9 protein-coding genes and 1 pseudogene are annotated in these 14526 nt (G+C 58.3%); 5 read left to right on the top strand and 5 right to left on the bottom strand.

From position 1 onward, the window contains the following. Positions 1–941: 941 nt before the first annotated feature. A pseudogene (locus tag B5527_RS41205) lies at positions 942–2393 on the bottom strand (YifB family Mg chelatase-like AAA ATPase); the annotation flags it as partial. A gap of 62 nt (positions 2394–2455) precedes the next feature. On the opposite strand from B5527_RS41205, the gene B5527_RS41200 reads away from it, so the two are divergent. Then, positions 2456–4222, top strand: a complete 1767-nt coding sequence (locus tag B5527_RS41200) for a recombinase family protein (RefSeq protein ID WP_079606598.1) — start codon at positions 2456–2458, stop codon at positions 4220–4222. A gap of 127 nt (positions 4223–4349) precedes the next feature. Here B5527_RS41200 and B5527_RS41195 read toward each other — a convergent pair whose 3' ends face one another. From B5527_RS41195 to B5527_RS41180, 3 genes are all read right to left on the bottom strand, one after another. Continuing rightward, positions 4350–4646, bottom strand: coding sequence for a hypothetical protein (locus B5527_RS41195; protein WP_079606597.1), 297 nt, complete (start codon positions 4644–4646; stop codon positions 4350–4352). Positions 4647–4727: 81 nt separating this feature from the next. Further along, a complete protein-coding gene (locus B5527_RS41190; RefSeq protein ID WP_079606596.1) occupies positions 4728–4940 on the bottom strand; it encodes a hypothetical protein in 213 nt (70 codons plus the stop codon). 1021 nt (positions 4941–5961) lie between these two features. Then, positions 5962–6201: a PilZ domain-containing protein gene (locus B5527_RS41180; protein WP_079606059.1), complete on the bottom strand. Its 240-nt coding sequence runs from the start codon at positions 6199–6201 to the stop codon at positions 5962–5964. 365 nt (positions 6202–6566) lie between these two features. On the opposite strand from B5527_RS41180, the gene B5527_RS41175 reads away from it, so the two are divergent. Both B5527_RS41175 and B5527_RS45885 read left to right on the top strand, forming a co-directional pair. After that, positions 6567–7583 (top strand): SGNH/GDSL hydrolase family protein, encoded by a 1017-nt coding sequence (locus tag B5527_RS41175; protein ID WP_079607893.1) that lies wholly within the window; start codon positions 6567–6569, stop codon positions 7581–7583. A 214-nt stretch (positions 7584–7797) separates the two neighbouring features. Continuing rightward, entirely contained in the window at positions 7798–8502 is a 705-nt protein-coding gene (locus B5527_RS45885) for a PEPxxWA-CTERM sorting domain-containing protein (protein WP_079606594.1), read from the top strand. 266 nt (positions 8503–8768) lie between these two features. On the opposite strand, the gene B5527_RS41165 is transcribed toward B5527_RS45885, so the two are convergent. After that, positions 8769–10346 (bottom strand): adenylate/guanylate cyclase domain-containing protein, encoded by a 1578-nt coding sequence (locus B5527_RS41165; RefSeq protein ID WP_079606593.1) that lies wholly within the window; start codon positions 10344–10346, stop codon positions 8769–8771. Positions 10347–11854: 1508 nt separating this feature from the next. Here B5527_RS41165 and B5527_RS41160 point away from each other — a divergent pair. Together B5527_RS41160 and B5527_RS41150 are read left to right on the top strand one after the other, a co-directional pair. Then, complete coding sequence (locus tag B5527_RS41160; protein ID WP_079606592.1) at positions 11855–12577, top strand: alpha/beta hydrolase; 723 nt, start codon at positions 11855–11857, stop codon at positions 12575–12577. A 795-nt stretch (positions 12578–13372) separates the two neighbouring features. Further along, positions 13373–13711: a hypothetical protein gene (locus B5527_RS41150; RefSeq protein WP_079606591.1), complete on the top strand. Its 339-nt coding sequence runs from the start codon at positions 13373–13375 to the stop codon at positions 13709–13711. Positions 13712–14526: the final 815 nt, after the last annotated feature.

Here is a 14526-nt window from a genome sequence, read left to right as displayed (position 1 = left end):
TCCGGGGCTTATGGTTGGCAGACGGTAAACAAAACTCGTTACCGTCGGGTTGACGGGACAGGCTGTGCGCCCGGACCATCCGCCATCCGCCATCCGCCATCCGCCGTCCGCCGTCCGCCATCCGCCGTCATTCCGGGATGGTGCGTTAGCACCAGACCCGGAATCTCGAGATTCCGGGTTCGCGCTAACGCGCGCCCCGGAATGACGGCGCCTGGATTGCGATTGCAACGCGTTCGATTCAATTTTCAAATAGCCGAGACGCAGCGAACTTCGACACCGTCATTGCGAGCGCCAGCGAAGCAATCCATGGATCAGCAAGAAAGAAAGTAAGTAAGAGTGGATTGCTTCGTCGCTTTCGCTCCTCGCAATGACGGCGAATACAGCCACACCTTCGCATTCTCGCGGCGCAGTGCGTCCGAGGTTTGCCAAAAACATCCGCCCTGAAAACAGAGGGCGTGGGGAATGCCGGATGCCCGATGCACCCGCAGCCTCGTGTGCGCTGGGGTAACAAGTATGCACACGAGTATTCACAGCGAGCCACCGGAATCACCCGGCATTCCCGCACGCAATGGTTTACGGCTTATACGTGATCTCCCCGGTGATCGGCTTTCTTGTCACCGTCGCTTGCCAAAGATTTGCAAACTTGATGCCGGCGTCGAGGCATCAGGACCACACGACTTCGCCGTCCGCGCATGCGCCTGTCGTCTGCAGCGCATTCGCGTCCACCGCATCCCGCCCCGCGTCCGTGACGATCGCGCGAGCGCCCCTCTTTCGGGACGGGACGGCGAAGGAGATAGACTGATTCGCGTCTTCGGAAAATCAGAATATTTTTTCAAAAGGGGCTGGACACGATTTTCGAGAAATTGCCTGACGGGCAAATCAGTTGAGCCAATCAGCTGACCTTGCCGCACCCAGAAATCGCATCGCGTTGCATTCCCTGTTCACGCCGCGCGCCTGAGATCCTCGGCCAGCGCGCGATACGACAGCGCCTCGGCCAGATGCAGCCGGCCGATTTTCTCCGCGCCGTCGAGATCGGCCAGCGTGCGGGCAACCCGCAGCACGCGATGATAGCCGCGCGCCGACAGCCGCATGGTTTCGGCGGCGTCGCGCAGCAGTTTTGTGCCCTGCGCATCCGGCTGCGCGATGGTCTCCAGCACCGATGCCGGCGCTTCCGCATTGGTGCGGATACCAGGCAATCCGGCCGCGGCGTAACGCGCCATCTGGATATCGCGCGCCGCGGCGACGCGCGCGGCCACTTCGGCCGAGCCTTCGGTCGGCGGCGGCAGGATCAAATCGGCGGCGGTCACCGCCGGCACTTCGATCCGCAAATCGATGCGGTCCATCAGCGGGCCGGAGATGCGGGATTGATAATCGGATGTGCAGCGGTCGATCCGTCCGCGCTTGCAGGCATAACCGGGCTCATAGGCGTGGCCGCAGCGGCAGGGATTCATCGCCGCCACCAGCATGAAACGCGCGGGGTACGTGACGCGGTGATTGGCGCGGGACACCGCGACCTCGCCGTTCTCCAGCGGCTGGCGCAGCGAATCCAGCACGCGCGGGTCGAACTCCGGCAGCTCGTCGAGAAACAGCACGCCCTGATGCGCCAGCGAGATTTCGCCGGGCTTGGCGCGCATGCCGCCGCCGGTCAGCGCCGCCATGCTGGCGGAATGATGCGGCGCTCGAAACGGCCGCCGCGCCGTCAGCGCGCCGCCCTGGATTTCGCCGGCGACCGACGCGATCATCGACACTTCCAGCAATTCCGACGGCGACAGCGGCGGCAGGATCGAGGGCAATCGCGCCGCCAGCATCGATTTTCCCGCGCCTGGCGAGCCGATCATCAGCAGATGATGCCCGCCGGCGGCGGCAATCTCGAGCGCGCGTTTTGCACTCTCCTGCCCTTTGATGTCGCGCAGGTCGAGCAGATTGGCCTCGGCCTCGTGCACCTTCGGCTGCGGCCGCGACAGCACCTGCGTGCCCTTGAAGTGGTTGGCGATCTGGATCAGCGAACTCGCCGCCACGATCTGGATATCCGGGCTCGCCCACGCCGCCTCCGCGCCGCACGCCGCCGGGCAGATCAGGCCCTCGTCGCGCGAATTGGCGCCGATCGCCGCCGGCAACACGCCCGCGACGGGCGCGATCGAGCCGTCGAGCCCGAGTTCGCCGAGCACCGTGAAGCCACTCAACGCATCCGGCGGTATCGCCCCGATCGCCGCCATCAGCCCGAGCGCGATCGGAAGATCATAATGGCTGCCCTCCTTCGGAACGTCGGCGGGCGCCAGATTGACCGTGATTCGGCGCGCCGGCAGCGCCAGCCCGGAGGCGATCAGCGCCGAACGCACCCGCTCGCGCGCCTCTGAGACCGCCTTGTCGGGCAGCCCGACGATCGCAATAGAGTTTACAATTAACCGGATCGGTGGTATCCGCCCGGCCTCCCAGTTGGCGGCCCGGCTACCCCTTGAAAACCCAAGCCTATTCCTACCTTCGGATGTCGACCGACGACCAACTGAAGGGCGACAGTCGTCGCCGTCAGCTTGAGGCGTCGAGAGCCTATGCCGAGGCGAATGGGCTGGAGTTAGCCCAGGGCGCCGAACTCGAAGACATCGGGGTATCCGCCTTCAAGGGAATGAACGCCCGCGAGGGTGCTCTCGGGCAGTTCCTGGAAGCAGTCAGGTCGGACCGGGTCAAACCCGGGTCCTACCTGATAGTGGAGTCCTTGGACCGGCTGAGCCGCGAAGAGGTGCTCAAAGCGCAATCCCTTTTCCTCAGCATAATCCAAGCGGGCATCAACCTGGTCACGCTGATGGACGGCCGGGTCTATCGAGCGGGAATGACTGATCTGGCCGACCTGATCATGTCGTTGGTGATTATGAGCCGCGCCCACGAGGAGTCCCTGACGAAGAGCCGCCGTATCGCCGCGGCCTGGAAGAACAAGCGGACCCAAGCGACTGACCGGAAACCGATGACGAAGTGGTGCCCGGCTTGGCTAGCGCTTTCGCCGGATCGAAGCCGCTACCTGCAGATCCCTGAAAGGGTCGAGGTAGTTCGGCAGATTTTCCGCGACACCGCCGCGGGCGTGGGAATGTACTCGATCGCCAGCCGTCTCAACAAAACCAAGGTCCCGACGTTCGGTGGCCCGAACGGGTGGCATCAAACCTACGTCGCCAAGATACTTGCCAACCGAGCGGTACTCGGCGAGCTCCAACCCCACGTTAGGGTCGAAGGCAAACGAGTCGCCGAGGGTGAATCGGTCCCGGGCTACTATCCCGCGGTCGTAGACGAAGAGCTGTTCTATCAAGCTCAGTTCGCGACCTCCCAGAGGAGGGGCAGCGGTGCGGGCCGCAAGGGGACGGCCTTCACCAACCTCTTTTCAGGTATCGCGAAATGCGCCTATTGCCGCTCGCCGATCCTGTACGAAAACAAGGGCGTGGGAGCGAAGGGCGGCAAGTACCTCGTCTGTGACGGCGCGAAACGCCAAAGGGGTTGCCCCAGCGCTCGGTGGCGCTACCAGGACTTCGAAGCGTCGTTTCTCGCCTTCGTGGAAGAATTGGACATCGAAGGCGTCATAAACGCGACATCTCATTCCGAAAAGCGCAACAGTCTCGAACGTGACATCGCGGCTCTGAGGGGCGAACTGCTGAGCGTCAACGGCTTGATGGAAAAGACGTATGCAGTTCTCAACCAGGGGGGTCCTGTGGAGTTCGTCACCGGCAAGCTCAACGAACTGGAGCAGCGTCGGACCGAACTAACCAAGGGCCTGGGCGCAAAGTCCCTGGAGCAACAGGAGCTGCTTGGCAGAGAGTCCCGGTACCATCGCGGAAAAGAGGAAATCCGGCAGCTCGTGGACATGTTGCAAAGTCCGTCCTCGGAAGACCTTTTCAAGATCCGCGCGAAGGTCGCGTCTCAACTAAAGGCGCTCATCGATACGCTTCTAGTAGCGTCGATCGGGGAGAGCCCGAGGATACGAAAATCGATCGATCAAATGAAGAAACTTGACGCCCAGGACTTGGAGGATGTCATCGCTCAAATGGAACAGCGCGCGGGACACCCCGATCAATCCAAGCGCTATTTTTCCGTAGCTTTTCGGGACAGTGCCATACGGATCGTCTTTCCGGCTGATGGTGATCCGTTGCGTTACCAGCAGCAAGTCGTCGCGAGAGGCGGCACGATCGAAGCCGTCGAGCTCGAAGACGGAGCAGAGGCCGCCAGCGACCATGGAACTTGAGGCCCGGGCGCGGCGCCCCGGCAAAGAAGCCCAAATGAAGCGAACAAAGGAGGATGAGGTGCCATTGGTCCGGACGTGCAGCCAATAGCACTCCTGCATCACCAAAAGGCCATGTGACTGCGGAAGCCTAGAGTTGGCATTCGATTCGGCTCATGACCTTATCCCCGCGCTTGTAACCGGGACGCGGGGCAAGAGATTTCAGCTTAGTAACAAAGGCGCCGGCGGCTTCGTCCAAGCGCAACAGCTTCCAACCGACCGGCTCGTGGCTGACGCTGCCGCCGGCGACTTGCCAGACGCGCATAATGGCGTGGTTCTCCTTGGTGATCCCGACGGCATGGACCTCAACGTCGCGGGTATAGCCATCGTATCGAAGCTGAAGGACGTGGCCTGACTGCAGGGCCTCACAGGCAGTTTGTGCCCACATCTAAGTCTCCGAGGGTTGGTTGGGGAACGTCTCCCCAAATACTGGCCCAGCTCTCCGTGCTGGGTAGCCGGGTTTCTCAGATCAAATTTCGGTCAGAATCCGCTGCAGAACGACCTTTGCAGCCGCAATCACCTTTTCCTTCTCATGATCCGCGCCGCCCGAAGGCGTGAAGGGGAATTGAAGGTTGAAAGATGCTGCAGGACCCGGCGTCGGGGTCGTCGGTTGATCGAAGGCGACCACATTGGCCATGCCGCCCATCAGGTCGATGCTTGCGACTTGAACTTTGAACGTCATTTGGAATCGCCAGTTGTTGCTCTGCGGCGTACAACTGCAGCGAGTCGCGAGGATTTGTAAAGCGGCACAATCCCCGGTCAGCTTCGGTCAATACGAGGATAGCCCCTCGCTCTGCTTACTGATGTTGAAAATGTTGGAGACTGACGAATCATCATCAGTTCTAGTCAACGAAAATTTCTGGCGACGAGCAAACTCAATCGGATCAGCCGCTTGTCAGGACTGATGATAGAAGAGATCAAATATAATCAATCGTCCGAGTGGCTCGGGCGATCGCCAGTATGGTTTGAAACAAAGCCCTCTCTCAAATGCCGCGCACTGCCCCACAACAAAGTGTTAGGCTGTCGGTCCCACGGGCGTGGTCGGGAGGGACACATGCGACGGCGGGAATTCATTGCGGTACGGCAGTCACCGCTTCAGCCTTAGCTAGGCAAGCGTGCGCTCAGAGGAGGTCGCCTTGCCAGCGGAATCTCTAAGCGTGAATCCCGACAGCCAAGCCAACCTGCTTTAGCGCGTCGACAACGACATCGGAGCAGCGCCCGGCCCAGAGCAACTGATCCGCGACGTAGAGAACGAGGGTCGCTATCGCTGTTGCACCGAGAGCTCGCATGAGCATCGCCCTTTGGTTCGATGAAGTATTGTTCGTAGACGCTGCATGCGACAAATGAAACCTAAGTAAAAATGCTGACGGTTTGCAGCACATGGGCAATTTTTGCTTAATGGTTCGCTGATATCTCGCGGACTGTCCCGGAGCTGCTTTCGCGTGCCGCGACCATTGGTGACAAGCATGCAAACAATCGAAACGACCGATCCAAAAGAAGCGAGACGCTGCCGATACGCCCAGTACCGAGGCGAAAAAGCGACGTTGACGTTAATGGGATCCACTATCACGGGGATGGTCCGGTCGGTGATGGAAGATAGGTCCAGCAGCCCCACACGTTGGATTGTCACGGTCGTTGGGATGCAGGGTCTCGCAGCCTAACCCATCGGATTTGGCGGCCGAAAAATAGCGAAGGCGCTGCATTCACTCGAATGCGACACCGATCCTGTTTGCACTTATCCAAGCGACCCGGCAGTTCCGGATCACACGATCCCTTTTGATCATCAACTGAAACCGATCTGGAACATAGGAGGGGCTCGGAACTTCGATCGCGGCCCCTTCAGCAGAGATGTTTAGCACGCGACAGCTCGTGCTCGATCCGCCGATTGAAATATACGCCGGTTCGTCAATCTCTGTACGCGGTTGTTGACGCCTCTCGTCCATCTCGGCGTTCTACACCATTCGTCTCAAGCAAACGTAAAGCCGACTCCTCAAACGAAAAACCCCGCCTGCCGCGCGGAGGCGTGAACTTCGGCTGGCACCGAACGGACATGCCGAAGCAGTCGCCTCATGTCTGTTGTTGGGGGAGAAGCGGACCTAGCTCAGATCCGCCCCGAGGTCCGAGTTTGACCCATCTCGGACATGCGCCACGCGTCGGGCTGTAGTTAATTTGTTTTGAGGTCGGATGGTCAAAATCAATGAAGCAATCTCGCGGAAGTCGCTGATGAAATTTCGAGCGTTTACGCTGGAAATGGGGAATGCTTTATGCTGTATTAAGAAATTAAACGAAAAACATAGGGGGGACGTCCATGAAATACGCCTATTTTAGCAAGGTGCTACCCGCATTTAGCCTAGTGACAATGGCGCTCGCGAGTTTTCCGGCCGCCGCCATCCCGTACACCTCAATGGTCGTCTTCGGCGACAGCCTCTCGGACAGTGGCAACGATGCCATACTTCTGGGGGGCTCGCAGGCGCAGACCATCACGGGCAACACGTACGTCCCCGGCGCACCCTATGCCACCGCGACCTCAAGTGGGACCTTCAGCAACGGACCCGTCTGGGCGTCGGACGCCGCGTCTGCGCTCGGTGTGCCGCTCACGCCCTCGCTGGCGGGTGGCACCAACTTCGCCTTTGGCGGCGCGACGACCGGAGGACCGGGTCCGATCCCTAATCTGCTCGTGCAGGCCAGCCAGTATCTAACTTCGACCAGCAACACGGCCTCATCCAGTGCACTCTATGTCGTCGCGGGCGGCGGCAACGATGCGCGGGCGGCACTCTCAGCAATCGCGGCAAATCCGTCCTCCGCTCCGGCGACCATCGCGGCGACCGCCGCTTCGTTCGCTACCAACATCCTCACCATAGTCAACGAACTCAACCTAGCGGGAGCCCAGCACATTGTTGTCTGGGACACGCCCAATCTCGGTCTTGCACCAGCGGTCGTGGCGGGAGGCGGGGCCGCTCTAGGGACGTTGCTCGCGGAGGATATGAACGCCGATCTTGCCGCACTATTGGCTGGCAAAACCGACGTATCGACCTTCGACATATTCGGTCTGGGCACGTCGATTGCGCTCGATCCTTCCGCCTATGGATTTACCAACGTGACGGATGCCTGCGGGGCTGTCGCTGGCGCGAATTGCAACACTTATGCGTATTGGGACGGCATTCACCCGACAGCGGCCGCGCATTTGGTGATCGCCGATGCATTCGTCGACGAGGTTACGGGAGTGCCCGAACCATCTACTTGGGCAATGATGCTTCTCGGCTTCGTTGGTATCGGCTTCTTGGCCTATCGTCGGAAATCGAAACCATTGATGATGACCGCATAATCCCTGACCAGCCAGAAGATTGGAAAGGCCGCCTCCGGGCGGCTTTTTGTTTTGGTGTGATTAAATGCGCCAATATGAGTTATTTGTACAATAATCTTAGCTTGGCCCTTGCGGCTCATCGTAAAGTTGTGCAGGCTGCACAAATGGGCGCGGAATTATGACGCGCTCGCGTGTTGTCGCAAAGCGGCCGACTACCGAATGAGCCGCTACTTCAATGGACAACACCTGCGCCAGCGGTAGGCAAAATTATATTCAACAAATGCAACGGCGAGCGGCTTTGTCAGGCTGCATCCGTCCGTTTGTGATCGGGGGCTTCATGAAAAAGTTTGGTTTGTATATTTTGTCCGTTCTGCTGTTGGGGGCTGCCGTTGGTTCGGCGACACAAGCCTCAGCCACTACGTACCTTTACACCGGCAATTCAGATCAAACTTATGGCACCGGCGATCACCTAACAGCGTCGGTTGATTTGAATTGTACCGATTCATGTATGGCGGGTACTTACTTCTATTCTACCGACATAACCTCTCTTTCTCTGAGCACGCTCACTAGCACGAATGCCCAGGTAACAACTCTCTCAACTACTATGCCGGGCGTATCAACAGCTGCTAGCGAATTTTTGACGCTGAACAGTACTGGACAGGTAATCAATTGGTTTGTCTGGCTCAATGACGCCGCCTCCAACACCTTCATGTACACACAAAATGATTACTCACAATGCGTATCCGGTTGCGGCAACCAAGACTACTCAACCGCTGTAATGGCAGGGTCGCCTTCCATTCTTCTGCTTATTAACAACCCACCAGGTACTTGGCAGGTCGCCGCCGTTCCCGAACCCTCCACGTGGGCAATGATGATCCTCGGCTTCGCTGGCCTTGGATTCATGGCTTATCGCCGGAAGAGCGCCGCACTCGCAACCTGATTAAAATTCAGATCGCGAATATGGAGCCGCCTTCGGGCGGCTTTTTCTTTGCGTGACTTGTATCCGCCACTTCCGTTCATGGCACTTTTGAGACATGCCTACGGACTCTGAGAATGTCCGTTCGTCGGGATAGACCGGAAGTGACCGGCCGAAGGTCAAAACGGCGCTGTCGACCCACATAGGCCATCAGTGATGTACGAGACGGCTCGAGGGTCTAGTGGTCGAATACCGGAACTAATTTCGGTCCGAGGGAACATCGGGGTGCCTCAGACTGCCGGCTTTACTTGATGTTTGTCGAGAGATGATAAGGCCCCTAACAACACCGACCGTATCCGTTCCGTATCTGCCGACTTCACAATCGATGGATCGAGATAGAAGTCCAAGCCAGGCATACGTTCCATCACGACGTCACCTCTATCAGCCGACGTATCTATCATACTGTCGACTGAATAAGGAATTACCTCGCGGCTGATACCCTTCATTGTAATCGGCGGCAGTGCATGTGAGGTAATTACATCGCTCACAAGCGCAAAGGTCTCGTAGCTGATGACAATGCCGCCGGGCTCTGCGATAGATTGTAGACGCGCAGCGAGGTTGGCTTCAGCGCCGATGATCGTGTAATCCATGCGGTCAGCGCTGCCGAAGTTGCCGACATTGCAGTACCCGGAATTAATTCCGATGCGTGCTTTGAACGGCTGCTCGATTCCTTGAGCCCTCCACTTTGCGTTCAGCTCGACAAGCCGACGTTGCATGCGCCACGCCATGCGCAAGCACGCTTGAGCGTCGGCACGGTCACCCTTCGTTTCCGGATCGCCGAAGAAAATCAGCATTGCATCGCCGATGAATTTGTCGATCGTGCCGCCATGCTCGTGAGCGATCGCGGACATTTCCGTGAAATATTCGTTGAGCAATTGAGTGATCAGTTCCGGCTGTAACCGCTCTGTCGTCGCGGTAAAGTTCTGGATGTCAGAAAAGAAAATCGTGAGCTTCTTTCGCTCGGTATGGATTGTGACATCTTTCTGACCGCTAAAGATGCTCTTATAGACCTGTGGTGAAATGTAGCGCGAAATCTTCATGGACAGGGTCGCCAGGAAGTCGTTGGCGGACTCAAGTTCCTGGTTCATCCCTTGGATGCGAATCGCCTGACGCCGCTGCATGCCCAAGAACGATATGCCGCTAACCGCAGCCAGCACAAAATACGCCAACAGATACTTGAAGGAGAACAAATTCGCGGCAATCGGCTGTGTAATAACGACTTCCTGTATGCCGCGAACATCGCCGACCTTCCAATCTCTTTTCGGACTTTCCGGGTGAGCATTGTGACAGCTCACACAGGCCGGCCCCATGACAACAGGAGCAACAAGACGGACGCTGTCACTGAATATCGAGGTGGAGGTGTCGACAATCTTTTGGTTTGGATTGTTGCGCAGACTTTCTAGCGCGCTCTTCTCAAACTCATCAAGCTGATGCGGCGTGCGGTTCTTGAATGGAAAGTCGGAAACGAAACGGTAGTTGATGTTTTCCTGTTGTGCGCCGATCACTTTGCCCAGTTCCAGTGACAGCGTGGCCGGAATCGGAATGGCCCCCGGAATCGCTTCATAGTTATGAACGACCTGAACCGAGCCTGGATTGGCCAGAACGCGCCCGACGACGTTAGTGGCGTAATATCCCCGAACGCTCGTGATCACGGAATTCAGGTCCGATGCCTGGCGTCGCAGGGCGGCCTCCGCGAGATTGGTCAAATCGAGCCACACCGCCAGCGGCAGCGATAACAATAGAACCGCAATAAGCAGGCTCGTTATCCACCCGCGGGAGCGGACGTCTTTAGCACTTGGCTTTTCCATGGGTCCACCGAATTTTAAATGGTTCAAAATTACTTGCCGATTGCGATGGCGGACTTCAGAGCCACAGCGAATCGAACGAAAAATCTAACGGACGAGCATGTTATACGCGCTAATTTAATTACCGGGAATGAGAGCGTGGACGGGCTGATGTCAGGTTATGGCACATAGCGTCAGTTATTGCGGTGCCGCGATATGTCCGAGAGTTGGGAGCCAGTGGACATGGCAAGCAGCGTCTGGCCGGAACGCAACGACCACGGCTTCTTGGAATGTCCGCAGTTGGCTTTTCGGGCATGGCGCGATGTCTGAGTTGAGTCCGTAATGCGCAGCAAAGCGGACATCGGCAGAGCCGCGCGCACGGCCAGTCAAACTTGGTAGGCGCAATCGCCGCTGCACGGGCGACCGGTCGCGGCCCCGGCGATCGGCAAATCTGGCGGTGTCCTGGTCTCGTTTTCTGTCGGCGACCGAACAGACAAGCTTTTGAGGACTGAGATATGTTTGCCCACGCGACCTAAGGGTCGAACAGAAAAGTTAAGGACACGGCGCGTCTCGAAAAGTGGCTGACATCACCAGACTCCGCAACCAAGTCAGGGTGAGCCATGGACCGCAAAGCAGCGTGTATAGCTCAAGCCTCAGTGTGTCGTGAAAACGCGCGGACTGACCCCGAGCGCCAAGAATACTGGATCGATGAAACGATTAGGTGGCTGGAGCGCGCCGTAGAGCGATCGGGCGACATCACGGATTCTTACGAGGTGAAAGACGGACGCCTTGTCGCAAAAGGCACTTTCGGCGATGGTGCGCGGTAACCCCCATTTCGCCAGATGGATGACTCAGAAAAAATGCTGGCGAAGCTGTTGGAGGACGCCCGAAAGCTCCCGCCAGGACAAAAGCGGCATGAGCTACTCAAGGAGATTGGCCGCTTCAGGGTAAAATTGGACGTCTTCAAGGAACGGAAAAAATCACAACCAGCGAAGTAAGTTGGCGGCTATTAATCAGGTCGCCGAAGTTGACCCATAGCAAGCCGCGCGGGGAATGTCCCTATACCAATGGCTCCGTCATTTGCCGAAGTGCCATACCTTCAGCCTCTCCGGCACTTAAGGCTTGCTGACATTGAGCCCCGGGGGGATGCTCTGCACCGCGGGGGCTCTTTTTATTGGGCGGCTCAATTGGTAGCCTCTAAGCCTTCTCTCGCTTTCTTCATCGCCCCCTTGCGGGCGTTGTCGCCTACCGGCTTATTCACCACCAGTTGATTCTCCCTGCTGTCGATGGTGATGGCGACCCTACCCACTTCCAGCCGATCGCTATTCAGAACTGAAATAAACCTTGTGCCGGGCTAAAGCGGACGTCGTATTGGGCTTGGCGCCAAAGCACCTGTCGCGATTGACCCTAAGCCGACAATCGGCCCAAGCCCCAAGATTTGGCAACGAGCCAACGTCACAGCAAGATCAATTCGGATCAAGCAGGCCAAGCACGCTGAGAGCCTAATCCGGCAGCAACGGAGGAGAATTCACATGGCATCATTCGTCCTTGTTCCCGGGGCAGGCGGCATGGCTTGGTATTGGCACCGCGCGGTCCCGCTTATTCGCGCGGCGGGGCACGAACCCATCGCGGTCGATCTACCGGGCGACGACAGCCAAGCCGGTCTCGCAGCGTATGCGGACATCGTCATCCGCGCGTTCGCGGAGCGAAGCGACGTTGTTCTCGTCGCTCAGTCGCTGGCGGGCTTCACGGTGCCCCTTGTTTGCGCGCGGGCGTCCGTTCGGATGGTCGTGTTCGTAAACGCGATGATCCCGAAGCCCGGCGAGACCGCTGGTGCATGGTGGGGCGCAACAGGAGCGGTCGACGCGCGGGAACAAGCTGCGGCGCGCCGCGGCTATGCGACGCAATTCGATGTGGGAACGTACTTTCTACACGACGTGCCGCGGGATGTACTGCGCGCCGGCCCCGAACAACCACGCGAGGAAGCCGAGACCGTTTTCGGCGAGCCCTGTCGCTTCGAGCGCTGGCCAGACATCCCCATTCATGTTCTTGCGGGAAAAGATGACCGCTTTTTCCCGATCGAATTTCAACGGCGTGTCGCGCGCGAAAGGCTCGGAAAGGAGGCGGAGGAAATTTTCGGCGGCCATCTCGTCGCGTTGTCGAATGCGGAAGGACTGACCGAGCGCCTAGTTGCGGCCGCACGAGTAGTACGGCTACCTTCACTACGCGGTCGAGTGAACTTGCGGCAGCTTTGAGGATGGTCTCGATGTTGCGTAAGGCCTGACGTGTCTGTTCCACCGACGACCTCGGTAGCTCCGCCCGCCGCTCGCGCTAAATTGAAACAAGCGTAATCGCAGACGGTTTGGTTGTGCCTATCTATTTTGAAGATGATGAGAAAGGACCGACCATGAGACTTACGACAATAGCACTGGCAACCGCATTTGCTCTCTCGAGCACGGCCGTCCTGGCGCAATCCGGAACAACTTATGGACAATCCGGAGTCTCCATTGGAGCGGTCACCGCTCCGTCAGTGGGATCGTATTATTGGCCGTCGGTAGGCACGACAAATGCAGTCCCCACCTGGAGCAACACCGGGCCTCGCGTGAGTAGCGCGCCCACTCCTAGCGCGCCTACAATCGGCACCGCACCGTTCAGCTCCGGGGTTCGCAGGTAATCCCGTCTCTCAATGGCCACCTTCTAGGGTGCGCATACGAGAAAGTGGCCAGCCAGCTCTCGGAGTGCACTCGGGCGGTTGCAACCAGAGCGACCTCCGCGGCACCGGCGGGGATGAACTCTTCTACTGCTTCGCTATTCAGTAAGGCGATATTCACAAGCTTGGCAATAGTGGCCGGCCCTTGCAGGTCCTGTGCTGCGGCGCATGAGTCGGGTATTGACACGTTTGAGACGTGCCACCCTTACGATGAATGTCGGCTTTCAGCGGCAAAGCGGAAGTAACGCTGACATCGCCAAACCGTCGCTTTTGACCCCTTGCGGACATTCCAGATCGATGCGAGAGGATTTTCGCTCGCGGATGAGCAAGGAGTCGAGCGTTGAAGAACATACAGATCATCGATGGCGCACTCAACGCAACCTTCAGTGTGTTTCAAGCGACTGAAGATGAATTTGCTGCTATCTTTCCTGCGGATGGCCAAGATATGGAGTTCGTCGAGGACTTTATCGAGCGCTGTGGGCAAGAGGAGGCCGGCCGCATCTTGGGGCCGATATGGGAACGTCCCATCCTAAAGCGGGATACGCAGGGCATCCACGGAACGTTGTATTACGAATACGCAGACCGGAGACAGTATTTACCGGCAACAAAGCGAGAAGTGGATTGGGACTATCACGCGATCAATTCCGCGCAGCGGCTGCTTTTTGCTAGCAAGCGCTGACTTCCGCATTTGGCACATCTCGGACATGGTGCGATGTCTGACTTAGGTCCGTTCTGCGCTCAGGAGCAGACATGGAAGCCGATCATGGATCGGTCATCGCGGGCTCCGCGTAGCATCAGGCATGCATCGCCTCGCCTTCCGAAAAGTGCCGGTGCCAAAGGGCTGGGGTGGTCGAACCCCTCAGCACCGGCTCGCGTCGCACTCCTCTTTTCCACGACGTAGATGGCAAGCACTTTCGTGGTCTGGTCCCTGACCCTTAACCTCGTGCATTCGTGCATAGCGCCGGGGGCACCGAACTCTGAAATTCAATTTAATGGTGTCGGCGGATTGCGAACCTACATCCGCTTCACGGGTTCGCCGCTCTGGTGAATCAGGAGCTTCCTAATGTCTAACAGAGCAATGAAAATCGCTGTTGCATTGTCCATAGTCTTGACCCCTCCTGCCGCCTCATTTGCGCGAGGGGGAGGAGGACACGGGGGATTTGGGCACCTCGGGGGATTTGCGCCCCTCGGGGGATTTGGGCGCCTCGCAGGTTCGCCGGGAACGGGAAATGTGCCGATCAGTGGTATTCCGCGCGGCCCTGGCAACGTTGGTGGAATAAACAATTCTACGGTCGATCCCAGCGGGCATAACGTTTCCAGGATAGCCTCGCCGCTGCTGCCCCACCTAGCGGTCCCGACACAGCCGGGTGGTTCCCGAATTCCGGCCGAACCTCCGCCGATGACTGGAGAACGGCAAGCGCTGGGGGAGGCACTGGGGGGAGGTGGTCGCCAGCCGCGCGCCGATCAAGTGCCCTCGCAGCAAAGCCTGATGGA

The organism is Bradyrhizobium erythrophlei (assembly GCF_900129425.1).
Lineage (GTDB): Bacteria > Pseudomonadota > Alphaproteobacteria > Rhizobiales > Xanthobacteraceae > Bradyrhizobium > Bradyrhizobium erythrophlei_C.
The sequence above is the reverse complement of the archived record's forward strand: the minus strand, read 5'-3'. Positions and strand labels throughout refer to the sequence as shown.

What these genes read in the sequence shown, in the direction of transcription:
- B5527_RS41195 (WP_079606597.1), bottom strand. Translation starts at nt 4,646, where the DNA reads ATGTGGGCACAAACTGCCTGTGAGGCCCTGCAGTCAGGCCACGTCCTT.
- B5527_RS41190 (WP_079606596.1), bottom strand. Translation starts at nt 4,940, where the DNA reads ATGACGTTCAAAGTTCAAGTCGCAAGCATCGACCTGATGGGCGGCATG.
- B5527_RS41180 (WP_079606059.1), bottom strand. Translation starts at nt 6,201, where the DNA reads ATGGACGAGAGGCGTCAACAACCGCGTACAGAGATTGACGAACCGGCG.
- B5527_RS41175 (WP_079607893.1), top strand. Translation starts at nt 6,567, where the DNA reads ATGAAATACGCCTATTTTAGCAAGGTGCTACCCGCATTTAGCCTAGTG.
- B5527_RS45885 (WP_079606594.1), top strand. Translation starts at nt 7,798, where the DNA reads ATGGACAACACCTGCGCCAGCGGTAGGCAAAATTATATTCAACAAATG.
- B5527_RS41165 (WP_079606593.1), bottom strand. Translation starts at nt 10,346, where the DNA reads ATGGAAAAGCCAAGTGCTAAAGACGTCCGCTCCCGCGGGTGGATAACG.
- B5527_RS41160 (WP_079606592.1), top strand. Translation starts at nt 11,855, where the DNA reads ATGGCATCATTCGTCCTTGTTCCCGGGGCAGGCGGCATGGCTTGGTAT.